General features: G+C 44.0%; 7 protein-coding genes, 2 tRNA genes, 2 rRNA genes and 1 pseudogene (1 of these 12 running past the window's edge). 7 read left to right on the forward strand and 5 right to left on the reverse strand.

All coding sequences use genetic code 11. The features are described from left to right. Nucleotides 1-16 precede the first annotated feature (16 nt). Together ACR5KR_RS26910 and ACR5KR_RS26915 are read left to right on the forward strand one after the other, a co-directional pair. Nucleotides 17-1,894 (forward strand): DNA-directed RNA polymerase subunit gamma, encoded by a 1,878-nt coding sequence (locus ACR5KR_RS26910; protein WP_322693495.1) that lies wholly within the window; start codon nucleotides 17-19, stop codon nucleotides 1,892-1,894. A 110-nt stretch (nucleotides 1,895-2,004) separates the two neighbouring features. Beyond that, nucleotides 2,005-6,051 carry a DNA-directed RNA polymerase subunit beta'' gene (locus tag ACR5KR_RS26915; protein ID WP_445629729.1) on the forward strand — a complete coding sequence of 1,349 codons (4,047 nt, stop codon included), beginning with the start codon at nucleotides 2,005-2,007 and terminating at the stop codon, nucleotides 6,049-6,051. Nucleotides 6,052-6,319: 268 nt separating this feature from the next. On the opposite strand, the gene ACR5KR_RS26920 is transcribed toward ACR5KR_RS26915, so the two are convergent. Next, nucleotides 6,320-7,000, reverse strand: coding sequence for a uracil-DNA glycosylase (locus ACR5KR_RS26920; protein WP_445629728.1), 681 nt, complete (start codon nucleotides 6,998-7,000; stop codon nucleotides 6,320-6,322). A gap of 191 nt (nucleotides 7,001-7,191) precedes the next feature. Here ACR5KR_RS26920 and ACR5KR_RS26925 point away from each other — a divergent pair. Then, nucleotides 7,192-7,892, forward strand: a pseudogene (locus ACR5KR_RS26925) (phosphoribosyltransferase). Nucleotides 7,893-7,919: 27 nt separating this feature from the next. Here the strand turns inward: ACR5KR_RS26925 and ACR5KR_RS26930 are convergent. The 4 genes from ACR5KR_RS26930 to glyQ form a co-directional block, all read right to left on the reverse strand. Next, on the reverse strand, nucleotides 7,920-8,945 hold the full coding sequence (locus ACR5KR_RS26930) for a tetratricopeptide repeat protein (protein ID WP_445629726.1): 1,026 nt from the start codon (nucleotides 8,943-8,945) through the stop codon (nucleotides 7,920-7,922). A 339-nt stretch (nucleotides 8,946-9,284) separates the two neighbouring features. After that, nucleotides 9,285-9,755, reverse strand: a complete 471-nt coding sequence (locus ACR5KR_RS26935) for an NADAR family protein (RefSeq protein WP_445629725.1) — start codon at nucleotides 9,753-9,755, stop codon at nucleotides 9,285-9,287. A 45-nt stretch (nucleotides 9,756-9,800) separates the two neighbouring features. Continuing rightward, the gene (locus tag ACR5KR_RS26940) at nucleotides 9,801-12,155 is read right to left on the reverse strand and encodes a ComEC/Rec2 family competence protein (RefSeq protein WP_445629724.1); all 2,355 of its coding nucleotides are present in this window, start codon (nucleotides 12,153-12,155) and stop codon (nucleotides 9,801-9,803) included. A 504-nt stretch (nucleotides 12,156-12,659) separates the two neighbouring features. Further along, complete coding sequence (gene glyQ, locus ACR5KR_RS26945) at nucleotides 12,660-13,559, reverse strand: glycine--tRNA ligase subunit alpha (protein ID WP_445629723.1); 900 nt, start codon at nucleotides 13,557-13,559, stop codon at nucleotides 12,660-12,662. 314 nt (nucleotides 13,560-13,873) lie between these two features. Here glyQ and ACR5KR_RS26950 point away from each other — a divergent pair. The 4 genes from ACR5KR_RS26950 to ACR5KR_RS26965 all read left to right on the forward strand — a co-directional run. Further along, nucleotides 13,874-15,364 (forward strand): 16S ribosomal RNA (locus tag ACR5KR_RS26950). Between the two features lie 130 nt (nucleotides 15,365-15,494). Then, a tRNA-Ile gene (locus ACR5KR_RS26955) sits at nucleotides 15,495-15,568 on the forward strand. Between the two features lie 83 nt (nucleotides 15,569-15,651). Beyond that, nucleotides 15,652-15,724 (forward strand) — tRNA-Ala (locus ACR5KR_RS26960). Nucleotides 15,725-15,979: 255 nt separating this feature from the next. Beyond that, nucleotides 15,980-16,207 (forward strand): 23S ribosomal RNA (locus tag ACR5KR_RS26965) (it continues 2,669 nt past the right edge of the window). Together the 16S and 23S rRNA genes with 2 tRNA genes alongside form the textbook arrangement of a ribosomal RNA operon.

The following is a 16,207-nucleotide window of genomic DNA, read 5'->3' on the forward strand; positions in this document are numbered from 1 at the left end:
TGACTAATGACTAAATATGAGACCTGCCCAAACTAATCAGTTTGACTACGTAAAAATCGGCTTGGCTTCCCCTGAACGCATTCGTCAGTGGGGCGAGAGAACATTGCCTAATGGTCAGGTAGTCGGTGAAGTTACCAAACCAGAGACGATTAACTACCGAACTCTCAAGCCAGAGATGGATGGCTTATTTTGTGAACGGATATTTGGTCCTGCAAAAGATTGGGAATGCCATTGTGGCAAGTATAAAAGAGTCCGTCATAGAGGTATTGTCTGTGAGCGCTGTGGGGTAGAAGTCACCGAGTCACGGGTGCGTCGCCACCGTATGGGCTATATTAAACTCGCGGCCCCAGTAGCTCACGTGTGGTATCTCAAAGGCATTCCTAGCTATATTTCCATCCTGTTAGATATGCCCTTACGGGATGTCGAGCAGATTGTTTATTTCAACTCTTATGTTGTCCTGAGTCCAGGTAATGCCGAAACTTTAACTTACAAACAGCTACTGAGTGAAGACCAGTGGTTGGAAATAGAAGACCAAATTTATAGCGAAGATTCTGTACTGCAGGGCGTAGAGGTAGGTATTGGTGCTGAAGCGCTGTTGCGTTTGCTTGCCGATATCAATTTGGAACAAGAAGCTGAAAGCCTACGCGAAGAAATTGGCAACGCCAAAGGACAAAAAAGAGCCAAGTTAATTAAGCGACTCCGGGTAATTGACAACTTCATCGCTACTGGTTCAAAACCAGAGTGGATGGTAATGGCAGTTATTCCCGTGATTCCCCCCGACTTGCGCCCAATGGTGCAACTAGATGGCGGACGGTTTGCCACCAGTGATTTAAATGATTTATATCGGCGGGTAATTAACCGTAATAATCGTTTGGCACGCTTGCAAGAAATTTTAGCACCTGAGATTATTGTGCGGAACGAAAAGCGGATGCTGCAAGAAGCGGTGGATGCTTTGATTGACAATGGTCGTCGGGGACGCACTGTGGTAGGGGCAAATAACCGACCTCTAAAATCTTTGTCTGACATTATTGAGGGTAAGCAAGGACGTTTCCGACAAAACTTGTTAGGTAAACGAGTTGACTACTCTGGACGTTCGGTTATTGTGGTCGGACCAAAGCTGAAAATTCACCAGTGCGGTTTGCCTAGAGAAATGGCAATTGAGCTATTTCAACCATTTGTGATTAACCGCCTGATTCGTAGCGGGATGGTAAATAACATCAAAGCTGCGAAAAAGCTGATATCCCGCAACGATCCTAGTGTTTGGGATGTGTTGGAAGAGGTGATTGAAGGACACCCTGTAATGCTAAATCGGGCACCAACGTTGCACCGCTTGGGTATTCAGTCTTTTGAACCAATTTTAGTAGAAGGTAGAGCGATTCAACTGCATCCTCTCGTATGTCCAGCCTTTAACGCCGACTTTGACGGCGACCAAATGGCGGTACACGTCCCACTATCGTTAGAAAGTCAGGCTGAAGCGCGGTTGTTGATGTTGGCTTCTAATAATATTTTGTCACCAGCCACAGGTAAACCGATCATCACGCCTAGCCAAGACATGGTGTTAGGGGCGTATTACTTAACAGCAGAAAATCCCGGTGCAACAAAAGGCGCAGGAAAGTACTTTTCTTCACTAGAGGATGTAATTATGGCTTTCCAGCAGGAGCAAGTTGACTTGCACGCCTATATATATGTGCGGTTTGACGGTGAAATAGAATCAGACCAACCGGATACAGAACCCGTGAAAGTGACGGAAAACGAAGATGGTACCCGCACATTACTCTATAAGTTCCGTCGAGTCAGACAAGACGCTAAAGGCAATGTAATTTCTCAGTATATATATACCACTCCCGGTCGCGTTATTTACAATAATGCTATTCAGGAAGCACTAGCAAGTTAGGGAATAGGGCATGGGGCATAGCGCATAGGGAAAATTACCAATGCCCAATGCCCAATGCCCAATGCCCAATGCCCAATGACTAATGACTAATGACTCAGGACTAATGACTAATGACTAACGAAAAAATGATTTTTCGCAATCGGGTGGTTGATAAAGGTCAACTGAGAAATTTAATTTCTTGGGCCTTTACATATTATGGTACGGCGCGAACCGCAGTAATGGCGGACAAACTAAAAGATTTAGGATTTCGCTACGCTACCAAAGCAGGGGTTTCCATCAGTGTAGATGACTTGATGGTGCCACCAACTAAGCGATTACTGTTAGAAGCAGCCGAAGAAGAAATTCGCGCCACTGAAACCCGTTACCAACGGGGAGAAATCACGGAAGTAGAACGTTTCCAAAAGGTAATCGATACTTGGAATGGTACTAGTGAAGCTTTGAAAGATGAAGTAGTAGTTCACTTCAAGAAGACTAATCCCTTAAACTCCGTATACATGATGGCATTCTCCGGGGCACGGGGTAACATCTCTCAAGTGCGGCAGTTGGTGGGAATGCGGGGATTGATGGCAGATCCCCAAGGGGAAATTATCGATTTGCCGATTAAAACCAACTTCCGTGAAGGACTCACTGTGACGGAATACATTATTTCGTCTTACGGTGCCAGAAAAGGACTGGTGGATACAGCCTTGCGGACGGCTGACTCTGGTTATTTAACGCGCCGATTGGTGGACGTATCCCAGGATGTAATTATTCGGGAATTTGACTGCGGCACCACTAGAGGTCTTGCGATTCAACCAATGACAGAAGGGGCCAAAACTTTGATTCCTCTAGCAACCCGCTTGATGGGACGGGTAATTGGTGAAGATGTGGTGCATCCGGTAACAAAAGAAGTGATTGCAGCACGTAATACCCCAATTTCTGAGGATTTGGCCAAGAAAATTGAAAAATCTGGGGTGAGAGAAGTTGTGGTGCGATCGCCCCTAACTTGTGAAGCCGCACGTTCCGTCTGTCAACACTGCTACGGCTGGAGTTTGGCACACGCCAAGATGGTAGATTTGGGCGAAGCTGTGGGAATTATTGCCGCCCAAAGTATTGGCGAACCTGGTACTCAGTTAACCATGCGGACATTTCACACTGGTGGGGTGTTTACTGGAGAAGTAGCGCAACAAGTTCGTTCTAAAATCGATGGGACTGTTAAGCTTCCCCGCAAACTGAAGACCAGAACATATCGTACCCGCCACGGGGAAGATGCCCTTTATATTGAAGCTAATGGCATCATGCTTTTGGAGCCAACAAAAGTAGGTGATGTTACCCCAGAGAACCAAGAGGTTCACCTTACCCAAGGTTCAACACTGTATGTATTTGATGGAAATAAGGTAAAACAAGGTCAGTTGTTGGCAGAGGTTGCCCTTGGTGGACGCACAACTCGGACTAATACAGAAAAAGCAGTTAAAGATGTAGCCTCTGACTTAGCGGGGGAAGTGCAATTTGCTGAAGTTGTTCCAGAACAAAAAACTGACCGTCAAGGTAATACTACAACCACAGCCGCACGCGGTGGCTTGATTTGGATTTTGTCTGGGGAAGTTTACAACTTGCCGCCTGGTGCAGAATTGGTAGTGAAAAATGGTGATGCGATCGCTTCTAATGGAGTTTTAGCAGAAACCAAGTTAACCAGTTTGCATGGCGGTGTCGTGCGCTTGCCAGAAGCTACCCCAGGTAAGAGTACTAGGGAAATTGAAATTATCACCGCTTCTGTGGTCTTAGACCAAGCAACGGTGACAGTCCAAAGTTCCCAAGGTCGCAATAACTACTTAGTTTCTACTGGCAACAACCAAGTATTTAACCTCCGTGCTACGCCAGGCACAAAAGTGCAAAATGGTCAAGTGGTAGCTGAGTTAATCGACGATCGCTATCGCACAACCACTGGTGGATTCCTGAAATTTGCAGGTGTCGAAGTCCAGAAAAAAGGCAAAGCCAAGCTGGGTTATGAAGTCGTGCAGGGCGGTACACTGTTGTGGATTCCCGAAGAAAGCCACGAAGTTAATAAAGACATCTCTTTACTGTTGGTGGAAGATGGTCAGTTTGTCGAAGCTGGCACCGAAGTGGTGAAGGATATCTTCTGCCAAAACAGTGGTGTGATAGAAGTGACCCAGAAAAACGACATCCTGCGAGAAGTGGTGGTGAAACCAGGGGAACTACTGATGGTGGACGATCCCGAATCAGTTATCGGGCGAGATAACACCTTCATCCAACCAGGTGAGGAATTCCAAGGCAATGTCGCTACGGAATTGCGTTACATCCAGTATGTAGAGACACCAGAAGGACCCGCCCTGTTGAGTCGTCCAGTAGTCGAGTTTGCCGTCCCTGATAATCCAGATGTGCCATCAACGACATCGGTAAGTCAACAAACCGGGCGATCGATTCAATTAAGAGCGGTGCAGCGACTACCTTACAAAGATTCAGAACGTGTCAAATCTGTTGAAGGTGTAGAACTGCTGCGAACCCAGCTAGTTTTAGAAATTGAGCAAGAAGGGGAACAAGACCATAATGCTTCACCCCTAGCAGCAGATATTGAATTAGTAGAGGATACTGAAGATCCAGAAGTTCAACGTTTACAACTAGTGATTTTGGAATCCTTGGTAATTCGTCGAGACATTACTGCCGATGCCACCCAAGGTAGTACCCAGACCACACTTGAGGTACACGATGGGTTAACCATCGCCCCAGGTTCTGTAGTCGCACGTACCCAAATTTTGTGTAAAGAAGGCGGGGAAGTACGAGGTGTTCAAAAAGGAACCGAAAACGTGCGTCGCTGTTTGGTGTTGCGCGACGCTGACAGACTTCCCATTAATACTAGTACTCAGCCAAAGGTAAAAGTGGGTGATTTGCTAGTAGAAGGTACAGAAGTTGCTCCTGGAGTTTTTGCCCCAGAATCAGGGCAAGTCGTCGACGTTAAAAGTGTCGCTGCTGCATCTGGTGGGGAATCAGCTTTAAGTACTAAAAACTACGTTATTACTACCCGTATCGGTCGCCCTTATCGAGTCAGCCCTGGCGCTGTGTTGCAGATAGAAGACGGCGATTTGGTACAACGGGGTGATAACTTAGTATTGCTGGTGTTTGAACGCGCCAAAACCGGAGATATCATTCAAGGTTTGCCTCGGATTGAGGAACTACTTGAAGCTCGTAAACCCAAAGAAGCGTGCATCTTATGTCGGCGGGGCGGAGAAGTTAAGGTGGTTTACGGTGATGGTGATGAAGCGATCGCCATCAAGGTTGTAGAATCAAATGGCGTGGTGACAGATTATCCTCTGGGACCCGGACAAAATTTGATTGTGCCAGATGGCTCGACAGTATTAGCAGGACAACCGTTGACCGATGGGCCATCCAATCCCCATGAAATTTTGGAAATCTTCTTTAGCTTGGGTTCTGAAGATGGAATCTATGCTTGTGCTAGCCTTGCTTTACAGAAGGTACAAACCTTCTTAGTGAATGAAGTGCAAATGGTGTACCAATCTCAAGGGATTGATATTTCCGATAAGCATATTGAAGTAATTGTTCGCCAGATGACCAACAAAGTCAGGATTGATGATGGTGGTGACACCACAATGCTTCCCGGCGAATTGGTGGAACTGCGCCAAGTCGAGCAGGTGAACGAAGCTATGGCAATTACAGGCGGTGCTAGAGCACAGTACACTCCAGTATTATTGGGGATCACCAAAGCATCGTTGAACACCGACAGCTTTATTTCCGCCGCGTCCTTCCAAGAGACAACACGGGTACTCACCGAAGCAGCTATCGAAGGTAAATCTGACTGGCTGCGCGGATTAAAGGAAAACGTGATTATCGGGCGATTGATTCCGGCTGGTACTGGATACAATACCTATGAAGAACCAGGAGCGATCGATGACTATGCTGCTGAAATTACCAGTAGTGTGTTAGATGAAGTTGACGATCCCCTAGATATGGTCTTAGACGATCGCACAGCTCGCACCTATAATTTAGATTCTCCTACTCTTGGAGAATCTGGCTTTGGCAGCAGACGTGCAGAAAGGTCAATTCTAGATGAAGAAGATGAATTAATTGCTGACGAAGTAGTAGACGACGACGATTACGAGGAAGAAGAGGAAGACGACGAAGATGATTTCGACGATGAATAGAGACTTGAAATTTCGCGTCTAAAAGGTAAAAGGTAATATCGAGTCTGCCCAATTACCAATAACCATACCTCACCTATGCTAGCGCACCCCTTGCCAAGGGGCGCGCTAGTTCCAGTTTTACCCCTAACGAGCAAGTCGTCATATTCAATTAAAATAACGTGAGTTCGACAAGCCCTTTTTTCACCTCTCCCCCAACCCCTCTTGGACACGGAGAGGGGAGCCAAAATCTTAATTTCTCGTTGCTCCTAGAAAAAGAGGGGATTAAGCATTAGCTGTTATTTTGAATTTCATCTAACTTGGCACGTACTGCTTGAATATCCTGCCACATCAACCATTTTGGCGCACCTCTTTCTTTAGAAGGATTACGCAGCAAGTAAGAAGGATGAAAAATTGGCATACATAAACGCCCTTCCCACTCCAACCACTGGCCGCGAATTTTCGTAATCCCCCGCTTATCACCAGTGATTCCTTTGACAGCAGTTGCACCCGTTAACAGAATTATTTTGGGGTCAACTAAGCGAATTTGTTCTAGTAGGTAGGGTAGACAAGCCGCCACTTCTACAGGAGTGGGAACTCTATTATCTGGTGGGCGACATTTGTTAATATTGGCAATATATACATCATGCTCAGTAGTCAGATTCACCGATGCCAAAATTTTCTCCAGCAATTGTCCCGATCTGCCTACAAATGGTAAACCCGTTTCATCTTCATTTTGACCTGGCGCTTCTCCCACAACCATAATTGGTGCTTTGAGATTGCCACGTCCGACAACAGCATGAGTGCGAGTGTCTCCCAAAGCACAACGGTGGCAGCGATCGCAATGCTGTGTCAACTCCGTCATATCAGAATAAGTTCCGGGAGCGATCGGAATTTTCGCGTCCGTAGGAATCAGTTCTCGTTGATTAAAAGTTGAGTCGTCGAAGAGGCTGAGTTGGGTTTCGCTGCTCATGAAAATCAGGATTTTGGCATCAGCGCCAGCTGTTATATCTGAGTTAAATAGCCTTTTGGTTGCATATTTATCAGAACAATAAACTTTTGCTGAATACTTAATTAATTATACAAATCTTATTGTATCAGTTAATTTGAGACAAAATTCAGTCATGATAAAAGCAGTGCCGTCTTCAGATGCTGGGGGAAACCATGTCACATACCCCACTTTTCGCCGATCGTATCCATGCAGGTGAGTTATTAGCGCGAGTAATTCATGATGTTTTGACTCAGCAAACTATTGATTCTGGGGTAAAGCCTGTACCAATTGTTTATGCTTTGCCAAGAGGAGGTGTACCAGTAGCAGCACCAATAGCACGTCTTTTAGATTGTCCGTTGACAATTGTTGTGGCAAAAAAGATTAGCCATCCAGAAAACCCAGAGTTAGCAATTGGTGCAGTCACTACTTCTGGAAATGTTCTTTGGGCCGATCAAAAGCTATTCCGCTCTAAACATGATGTGCGATGGCGAGAAATAGCTTTAAATAAAGCGATAAACCTTGCTAAATCTCTTGAGGCTCAATTAATTCCTGCTTGTCCGCAAGTAAATGCAGAAAATGCAACGTTGATCTTAATTGATGATGGTATTGCTACAGGTATGACAATAGCGGTAGCAGCAACTGCGATGAGAGCGCTTTCTCCAGCAGCAGTTTGGCTATGTACTCCAGTAGCGCCACAAAAATTGCTACCTTGGTTAGAACAGTGGGGCGATATCGCACAATAATTTTGGAAACACCCGAACCTTTCTGGAGTGTGAGTAATTTTTATGCAGAATTTCCCCAAGTAGATACATTAGAAGTTCTCGTATATCTCCAACAACAAAAAACAATTGGGGGAATTGATCTGTGCGAGTAATTTTGAATTGCTTTCCAGTCTTACTTTTTAACTATTTGAAGATGTTCCCTGCTGATATTGCATAGCTTTGGCATAATCACCCAAAGCGTAACAAGCAACTTTCAGACTGGCAAGAGCTTGTTCTTCACTGCGACGATCTTTGATATTTCTAGCTAACAGCAAACGTTCTTCATAATACGTAATTGCTTTGTTATAGTCACCCAAAGCTTCACAAGCAACTCCTAAACTACTTAAAGACTGTTCCTCACTACGCTTGTCTTGAATTTCTTTGGCTAATTGCAACCGATCTTCATAATACTTAATCGCTTTGGTATAATCACCTAAAGCATAACAAGCATTGCCCAGATTCTTTAGCACCTGAGAAGCACTGCGAACATTTTTTAAGGAGCGTGATAGTACTACACATTGCTCATAATAGGCGATCGCTTTTGGGTAATTGTTCAATGCATACCAAGCATTACCCAAATTCTTAAGTACCTGTTCTTCGCCCCAATGATCTTTGAGTTCCCGCACAATCTCTAGACTTTGCTGTTGATACTCAATAGCCTGTGTAAAATTACTTAAAGCTTTATACACCAATCCCAAATTATTGAGTGCCGCGACTTGACTGCGTTTGTCTTGCAACTGTTGCGTTATTTTCAAACATTTTTCTAGAAACTCAATAGCCTTTTTATGATCGTTCAAATGACGGTATGCATTGCCTAAATGGGAAAGTGCTTGCATCTGCAATGCTAAATCTGAGGTGTTATTAAGCAAAGACAGACACTGTTGGGAGTAAGAGATAGCACCTTTGTAGTCTCCAGCACTGTAAGTTACCAATCCTAAAAAAGAAAGTACCTGTGCCTGTTTTTCTAAATCGCCAACAGCCTGAAACAGCCCCAAGGATTGTTGTAAAGACTTCATAGCCGTTATTAATTCGCCACCTTGCTGCTGTTGAATTCCTTGCCTTAGTAGCTTGGACGCTTCTGACAAATGGTCATCACTTTCTTGTAGAGGTATTATTTCTGCTTGTGAACCAGAGTCAAATTCATGAGTAATTGTATTACGCTTCACTGGTTTTAGGTATGTTATGGGTAATTGCAAGGGAACTGTATTTTTCGATCTGGTTATTCCATTCGCTTTTAGACATCAACTTCTTCCTATGAAGTCTGGTGCTAAATTTAGTATTCCCAAAACCAGGGCGCATCTTTCATCAGTTCGCTTTACCACAGCATAAGTTTAGGACAGGTAAGAGTTATGTATAGCGATCGTTAATTGAGGCTTTCAGGTTTCTGCTCATGAAGAGTAATAACTCTATAGCAATCTTAGAGCGTTTGCGATCGTCTCTATTTGTTATCTATTCGTGTTCTCTACGTCTGGAGTAGTTTGATGAAAAAACTATTTTTGACAAGTTTATTTAAGAGTTTTATTCTCAATATCTTTACTGTATGTATGGTGTAGAATATCCCGCACCTCCATTAAAATTTTTCCTAGCATATTTTTACCACTTCCATCGGCTCCGCAACCCCAGTAGAAATCGATAGGCGAGTTTTCAACAATTTCTACATCGTTTGTAGAAAGTAAAATATCTCTAATATCTGTATGAGTTTGAAATTTACGCAGCACAGCTTGCCGCATGATGTCATCTTTAACCTGTTCCCAATCTTGGCGTAAGGGGCGCGTTCTCTCACGCCCCATTCTTGCTGCATCTTTAGGTGTTTTAACTAGGCGGATTTGTTCTACATGAGGTGTACCCACAAACTTTTGCGCCTGAAAGTAGTGTTCGCTAGTTGACCAATACAATCCATCTAATTCAAAGCCGTGAGACGAAAAGTTAGAGAAACAGCCATACTTTTCACGAGTACTATAAAAATAAATTGTCATAAATTTTGATCCAATTTTTTTTAATTTACTGAATTTGTAAGTTTTTTATAAAACAGATGATTTATTTTCTGTTGATTCAATAAATGCCTCAAACTGACCATTAGGAGTCCACTGAATAGCCCCATCTCGTCCTGTAAAGAACAGTTTAGTTTTGGTTTGATTCAGTTCAGATAAAGCTTTTGTATCAAAGTTGGCAGAAGAAGCGATCGCTACTTGTGGTTGCAAAGCAATCACTAAATCTTTTAATGACTCAGGGGCACACCAAAGCACTTGCGGGCGAGGCAAACTTCCATTTTTAACTAGTTGCTGTACCTCTTTAGATTTAACATTACCTACTAATAGCCAATTTTGATCTAAAATTTGCAATTGTAAAATTGGTAATTGGTCGTTGATTAATTGTGCTACTATCGAACCAGCTTTCACAGATTGACCAACTCCCAAAGGTTGATAAATTCCTTGATGTTTTTGTAGTTCCTGTTGAATCGCCTCAGTTGTAATAGAATTATCTGTTTGAGGTGAATATTCATAAAAATTATTAATTGGTAAACGTTGCATTAATTCAAACCAAGCATTACTTTCGTTACCTTGAAAATCAGTTGCGATCGCCCAATTTATTTGATTTACACCCTGCTGTTGTAAAAACGGTAAAATTGTAAAACGTCCTGTACCTTCATCGCCACTGTTAATGACAGTTACAGTACCTCGGTCTTGAACGACTATAATTGGTTCTGTCCCCGATTCTAAGACTGTTATCCTAAACAATGTATTTTTAGAATGCCAAAGTGGAATGAATACCAAACCAATCGCAATCATATTAGCAAACCACCACCGCTTTTGCCACCACCGCACTAGCCAGACCAATATAATTAGTATATAAATCGCCAAAAGCTGCCAAGTAGATATACTGCCCACCGCCACAGAATTTCCAGGCAAATTGTTAAAAAAATCTACTAGTTTAATTAACCAATCAGTAGGGTAATGTAATATCCCTGCCAGGAAGCTTCCTGCGTCAATCCAAATTAAACCTACTAACGCACTGATGATTCCACCTATACTAATGATCGAAATTAATGGAGTACTGATCGCATTCAGCAACAGACTATAAGATGGTACAACTCCAAAAACAAAAAGTTGCACAGGTAAAGTCCAAATAGTGGCAGCGAGGGGAACAGCAATCAAAGCAGCGATCGCAGGTGGTAGCCATGCTAGGCGATTGATTAATGCCGGTACTGTTACGATTAAGCCCAACGTTGCTAAAAAACTCAATTGAAAACCTAAATCCCAAATCCATAGAGGATTAAACACTAATAACAGAGTTGCTGCTAATAGCAATGACCCGAACTGTTTTACCTTCCTTTTTAATAGCAGACCAACTAATGCCGCAAAACCCATAATTACGGCTCTGAGAACCGCAGGTTGAAAACCTGTTAAACTCAGAAAAATAATTAAAGCCAAAAACCCAAGGGTAAATTGTGTTGCTTTTTTTGCCCGCTTCGTTAACTGTAAGATCACACTCAAGATCAAAGAAGTTTGGAACCCAGAAGCTGCTAAAGCATGAGCTAATCCAGCTTGTACAAATAAGTCGCGGATATCGTAGGGTAAATCAACAGCTTTGCTACCTAAAACCATTGCGCTGACAAGAGGCCCTTCAGGAATACCCAACCAACGAACTTGCGATCGCACAATTCGCTCTCGAATTTGCCACCATCCCCATTTACGTTCCGGCTCCAAAACATTTATTTGTCGCCCAATCAAACCAGCAAACGTTCCTTCCTGCTTGAGAAACTTCTGAAAATCGAAACCACCAGGATTGGAAGCCGCCTTTGGTTTGTACAAAATCCCAGTCACAGCAATTTGTTGACTAGGGTATAACCCAGTAGCCTGAAGTATAGGAACTGTCACATACAATTTGCCTGTAACGCCTTGTGGGACACCTGCTGCACCTTTATCATTTTTAACTTCATCTAACTGAGTCGTTTCCAGCCAAAATTGTCCTCGTTGACTGCGAGTTAAGCGAGGATTACTCGCCACTTCGCCGCGTACAATCACAAGTTGTTCTTGATTGCTGTTATTTCCAGGCGGGACAAACTGACTAATATCTTTTGCACCCGGTTGTGGTATTCGCCATTGAAAATATAGAGTTGCCAATAATCCCACCAAGCCAGCAGCTAACCATATTCGAGGATGGGGAATCGTTTGCCAAGTATTAGGCACTGTCTTATTTTTGCTTCCAGCATTTTCTGGTTTCTGAGTAAATTGCTGTAATCTGGTGCGTCTTCTAAAAATAATTGCTCCCACTATCCCCAGAACCAAAATCCCTATACCACCCCAAGGAACTGCTGTAAGCAGCAAGCCAAAAATGTAGCTAAGACAAATAATTACACCACTGGTTTGAATCATAAGATTTTTGTAAAAGCACCTGGCAATCCGAATTTGCAGATAGTTTAAATATAGATAGGGCAGCAATCAAGAAAAATCGGCGTTGCTGAATTTGGTTATGAAATTCAAAAATCAAATATTCCAAACTCTTATTATCAGTGCTTGCAGCACCTCTACGTGAGCTTTTTATTTCTTTAAATCAGCAACAGCGAAAAGTTTTTATACTTGTAGTGAGTATAGTCCATCAAGTTTATACAAACAAAGCCCGCACAGGCGGGCCTTATCCTTGTAGCTTTAATGTTTTAGATTCAATATTTAACCGTCTTTGTGTCCTTTAGCAAAAGCCACATCAAAAAAATATACCTAGCTTAAACCTCAGCGGCACAAATATAAACAAAACACAAAATTGTAGTGAATTAAATTTGCCATAACTCTGCGTACTTTGCCTTTATTTTCCGTTACTGGCTTTAAAAACGCTATCATTTTACACAAAACTAGTACTTAGTTCGTGTGTAGCCGCACCTTTTAGGATATTAAACTTCCTGTTGAACCTACAGTATCTTTGAGCAAAGGAAAACCTAACTTCTCCCTTTGCTCAACATATAAATGAGCTACCTTCCTAGCCAAATGCCGAATCCTAGCAATATAGCGAGTTCTCTCCGTCACCGAAATCACACCTCTAGCATCCAGCAGATTGAATGTGTGCGAACACTTCATTACATAATCTAAGCTAGGCAATACCAATGCTCGCTCCGTCAATTGTGTGGCTTCTTGCTCATACAAATTAAATAATGTCAATAGCAACTCAGGATTTGATGCTTCAAAGTTGTATGTACACTGCTCAATCTCACTTTGCAGGAAAACATCTCCATAAGTAATGTTGTCTGTCCATTGTATCTTGGTAAATGCTTCTACTTGCTGGAGATACATTGTTAATCGCTCTAACCCATAAGTTATCTCAATCGACACCGGACGGCAATCAATTCCTCCACACTGTTGAAAGTAAGTAAATTGAGTAACTTCCATACCATCTAACCATACTTCCCACCCAGTGCCCCAAGCTCCCACAGTTGCATCTTCCCAGTTATCTTCTACAAACCGAATATCGTGGTCTTCAGGACAGATACCTAAAGCCCTTAAAGAATCAAGATAAATCTCCTGAATATTATCTGGCGAAGGCTTAATTAGAACTTGGTACTGATAATAGTGTTGAAAACGGTTAGGGTTTTCACCGTACCGTCCATCTGTAGGGCGACGACAAGGCTCAACATAAGCAACAGCCCAAGGTTCCGGTCCCAATGCTCTTAAAAAAGTCTGGGGATTCTTAGTTCCAGCCCCTTTTTCAATATCGTAGGGCTGGGCAATAAGACAACCGCGCGTGCCCCAGAAATGATGCAATAAACTTATTACCGATTGAAAATTCACTCTTGTTCTATCCTTAGTCAACACAGTGCATAAACCATTGTTGCCTACAACCCGGCACTGTGGGCAGTTTCAGGAGAATCAAAAATTATCTAAAATCAATTTGGGAAAAAGTAGTTGACACGAGGAATTGGGTTCGCTATATTGAATAAGTGCTTGAAGCGGAGCGAGAAAGAGCAACGCTTAAAGGACACCGAACCTTGAAAATATTATAGTTTGAAAGCGATTATACAGCAAGTGTATTGCGTAAAGCAAATAAAAATAACTAAGCTGAAGTTAAAAAAGAGCAGCTATTGAGCTAAAGAGCTTTCCAATTCAAAACGGAGAGTTTGATCCTGGCTCAGGATGAACGCTGGCGGTATGCTTAACACATGCAAGTCGAACGGTGTCTTCGGACACAGTGGCGGACGGGTGAGTAACGCGTGAGAATCTGGCTTTAGGTCTGGGACAACCACTGGAAACGGTGGCTAATACCGGATGTGCCCTGTGGGGTGAAAGGCTTGCTGCCTAGAGATGAGCTCGCGTCTGATTAGCTAGTTGGAAGTGTAATGGACTCCCAAGGCGACGATCAGTAGCTGGTCTGAGAGGACGATCAGCCACACTGGGACTGAGACACGGCCCAGACTCCTACGGGAGGCAGCAGTGGGGAATTTTCCGCAATGGGCGAAAGCCTGACGGAGCAATACCGCGTGAGGGAGGAAGGCTCTTGGGTCGTAAACCTCTTTTCTTAGGGAAGAACACAATGACGGTACCTGAGGAATAAGCATCGGCTAACTCCGTGCCAGCAGCCGCGGTAATACGGAGGATGCAAGCGTTATCCGGAATGATTGGGCGTAAAGCGTCCGCAGGTGGCAATGAAAGTCTGCTGTTAAAGAGTCTAGCTCAACTAGATAGAAGCAGTGGAAACTACATAGCTAGAGTACGTTCGGGGCAGAGGGAATTCCTGGTGTAGCGGTGAAATGCGTAGAGATCAGGAAGAACACCAGTGGCGAAGGCGCTCTGCTAGGCCGTAACTGACACTGAGGGACGAAAGCTAGGGGAGCGAATGGGATTAGATACCCCAGTAGTCCTAGCCGTAAACGATGGATACTAGGCGTGGCTTGTATCGACCCGAGCCGTGCCGTAGCTAACGCGTTAAGTATCCCGCCTGGGGAGTACGCCGGCAACGGTGAAACTCAAAGGAATTGACGGGGGCCCGCACAAGCGGTGGAGTATGTGGTTTAATTCGATGCAACGCGAAGAACCTTACCAAGGCTTGACATGTCGCGAATCTTGATGAAAGTTGAGAGTGCCTTCGGGAGCGCGAACACAGGTGGTGCATGGCTGTCGTCAGCTCGTGTCGTGAGATGTTGGGTTAAGTCCCGCAACGAGCGCAACCCTCGTTTTTAGTTGCCAGCATTAAGTTGGGCACTCTAGAGAGACTGCCGGTGACAAACCGGAGGAAGGTGGGGATGACGTCAAGTCAGCATGCCCCTTACGCCTTGGGCTACACACGTACTACAATGCTTTGGACAGAGGGCAGCAAGCGAGCGATCGCAAGCAAATCCCGCAAACCAAAGCTCAGTTCAGATCGCAGGCTGCAACTCGCCTGCGTGAAGGAGGAATCGCTAGTAATTGCAGGTCAGCATACTGCAGTGAATTCGTTCCCGGGCCTTGTACACACCGCCCGTCACACCATGGAAGCTGGTAGTGCCCGAAGTCATTACTCCAACCATTCGTGGAGGAGGATGCCTAAGGCAGAACTGGTGACTGGGGTGAAGTCGTAACAAGGTAGCCGTACCGGAAGGTGTGGCTGGATCACCTCCTTTAAAGGAGACCTACACCCCTTAGAGATCGAAAAGCAAACAGCTATATAGATACTAAGTTGGTCATTCCTTAGGTCAGTCGCAGACATTTGCAAATGTAGAAAGCTTTCAAACTATGATGAAGGTTCGATATGGGCTATTAGCTCAGGTGGTTAGAGCGCACCCCTGATAAGGGTGAGGTCCCTGGTTCGAGTCCAGGATGGCCCACCTGAATCAATTAAAAATGTAAAATGCAAAATTAAAAATTTATTTCACTTTTAATTTTTAATTATCAATTTTTAATTGTATCTGGGGGTTTAGCTCAGTTGGTAGAGCGCCTGCTTTGCAAGCAGGATGTCAGCGGTTCGAGTCCGCTAACCTCCACCTGATGGCGATTGCCAGAACACAAAAGTGAGTGAGAAATCAGCAACATGACATTTGTCAGACTGCTGAGTAAATTCTCAGCCAGAACCATGAAAACTGCATAGGAACGCAAATTAGCAGGCAGACACAGACATTATCGAGTGCTGAGTGCTTCGGCTTAGAGTGCTGAGTAAAATCAGTGTGAAGTGACGAAGTAAGCAGAACTAACTATAAGTGATTGTGAATGCAATAGTTAAAAGACCAAAAAATTTGAGTGGTCAAGCGAATAAGGGCTAACGGTGGATACCTAGGCACACAGAGGCGACGAAGGACGTGGTTACCGACGATATGCTCCGGGGAGTTGGAAGCAAACATTGAGCCGGAGATTTCCGAATGGGGCAACCCTAGATACTAGCTGCTGAATATATAGGCAGTCAAGAGCCAACCCAGCGAATTGAAACATCTTACTAGCTGGAGGAAGAGAAATCAAAACAGAGATTCCCT

Source organism: Nostoc sp. DSM 114159 (assembly GCF_053470285.1).